3 protein-coding genes are annotated in these 2,320 nt (G+C 72.7%); all 3 read left to right on the forward strand.

The genetic code is table 11. From position 1 onward, the window contains the following. Positions 1–234, forward strand: a 234-nt coding sequence (locus VFW24_13095; GenBank protein HEX5267700.1) for a cell wall-binding repeat-containing protein, incomplete at its 5' end; no start/stop codon positions are given. Positions 235–497: 263 nt separating this feature from the next. Further along, positions 498–1,898, forward strand: coding sequence for a matrixin family metalloprotease (locus VFW24_13100; GenBank protein ID HEX5267701.1), 1,401 nt, complete (start codon positions 498–500; stop codon positions 1,896–1,898). Positions 1,899–1,982: 84 nt separating this feature from the next. Then, on the forward strand, positions 1,983–2,320 hold a 338-nt coding region (locus tag VFW24_13105; GenBank protein HEX5267702.1), incomplete at its 3' end, for a hypothetical protein.

Raw genomic sequence — 2,320 nt, forward strand, 5'->3', positions numbered from 1 at the left:
CCGACCGGGTTGGGCTTCGCCACCGGCGTCAACTTCCCCGACGCCCTGACGGCCGGGCCGTACCTGGTCACGCTGAACTGGCCGATGCTCCTCACCGACCCGGCTTCGCTGCCCACGTCGATCTCCGACTACGTCACCAGCGTCAAGTCGTCGCTCCTGACGGCCACGGTGTTCGGTGGCATCGCCGCGGTCAGCGACAACGTCTTCCAGCAGCTGACGACGCTCCTCTCGTAACGGAGCGGCCGGCCGGGGCCAAGGCGCTCCGACGGGCAACCGAGCAGGCAGGTCCCAACAGGGGCGGAGGGAAACCTCCGCCCCTGTTGCTTTTGTCGCTTCGCGCGTCGGGTGGCGCCAAACCGGCCCCGGAACGGGCACCCCGCGCGCTCTGTGGCAGGCGCCGGGGGATAAGTCCCTCTTGACACAGATGGCCCCTCAAGGGTATCACCGGAGGTGTCGAGGACACCACCATGCGTGGTGCCCCTTCTCGACGTTCCTTCGTGGCGGTCGTGGTCGGCAGCCTGGCTGCATCCGTAGCGGGACTGGCCGTCAGTGGCGCCGGTGCCCCCGCCGCCCGGGCCGGCACCGCATCCCATCTCGAGACGGTCGTTCCACCGCCCGCCCACCTCTCCGCCCCGGTCCGGGCGGCGTCCCTCACCCCCGATGGCGGCGGGTACTGGCTGGCGGCGGCGGACGGCGGGGTCCTGACCGCCGGCGACGCCGGCTTCTACGGCTCGGCCGGGAACCTGCACCTGTCGGCGCCCGTCGTCGGCATGGCCACCACCCCTGACGGCCGCGGCTACTGGCTGGTCGGCTCCGACGGCGGGGTCATGACCTACGGGGACGCCCCCTTTCTGGGGTCCGCCGGCAACCTGCACCTGGGCGCCCCGATCGGGGCCATGACCGCGACGCCCAACGGGCAGGGCTACTGGCTGGTGGGCTGGGACGGTGGCGTGATGACCTATGGCAACGCCCCCTTCCTCGGCACGGGCCAGGGCCACGGGCCGATCACGGCCGTCGCCACCAGCCCGGCCATCCAGGGCTACGTGCTGGCCGGGGCCAACGGCACGGTGGTGTCGGTCGGAACGCCCGCAGCTTCGCCCCAAGCGGTGCCGGCGCCCTCCTCCGACCCCGGCGCCCCGACGACCACGGTCCCGGACCCGACCACCACGACCCAGCCCCCCAGCAGCTCGTCGGGGGCACAGGGGCTGTCCACGCCCCAGACACCGTCGGTGCCGATCGGGTCCGCCCCGTCGGTGCCCGTGTCCACCTCTACCGGCTCACCGAGCAGTGGAACGACTTCGGCCACGGGGAGCTCCAGCTACTCGTTCATGTACCCGAACGGGTCCAACGGGACGACGGCCCGGTGGAACCCGTGCGCCCCCATCCGGTGGGCCGTGAACCTCTCCGATGCCCCGGCCAACGCCCTGGCCGACGCCCAGCAGGCCATCGCCTACGTCTCCTCGGCCACCGGGATCGGCTTCACCTACGTGGGCACCACCAGCGCCATCCCGAGCCCGACCGGTCAGGCCGGCCAGCTGCCCGCGGGAGTGGACGCGGTGATCGCCTGGCTGACCCCGGCGCAGTTCGGGGCCACCGGTGGGGAGGCGGGCTTCGGCGGCAACTGGTGGATCTCGAACGGCGGCCCCGACCGGATCTTCCAGGGCTACGCCATCGTCAACGGGGACATGGCCAAGTCGCTCCTGCGCCCCGGCTTCGGCCCGGGCTACAGCGAGGGCCACCTCCTGCTCCACGAGCTCGGGCACATGATGGGCCTCGGCCACACCCAGGACCAGAGCCAGGTCATGTACCCGCAGCAGGGGCCGCTCTCCCCGGGGACCTACGGGTCCGGGGACCTGGCCGGGCTGAAGGCGCTCGGCACCGGTGGCTGCCTGTCCTGACGCCGCGGCGCGGCGCGGCCGAGTTGATCGAATGTTGTTGACCCGTCGCTGATCGCAACGCTCGGCCGGGGCGAGAATCACGGCGTGGCCCCCAGCCGCACGCCCCCCGGATCACCGCGCTCAGTGGCCGCCGGTGCGGCCGATCCCGCCCGGGTCAGCACAACGCGCCACCGCCGGGCCAGCCGACTCCTCACGGTCCTGGTCGTCGGGACCGACGACTGGGCGACCGACCAGTCGGCACAGGTGCTCGAGGCGAACGGCCACCGGGTCCTCGTGTGCCACGAGACCGGTGAACCGACCTTCCCGTGCAACGCCCTCATCGAAGGGCGGACCTGCCCCCTCGACGTCGGCTTCGAGGTGGTCCTCACCGCTCGGGCCCGGCCCTCCGCCGCCCCGACCCAGGGGGAGATGGGGGTCATCTG

The sequence above is a fragment of the Acidimicrobiales bacterium genome, assembly GCA_036273495.1.
In the GTDB taxonomy this organism is placed as follows: Bacteria; Actinomycetota; Acidimicrobiia; order Acidimicrobiales; family JAJPHE01; genus DASSEU01.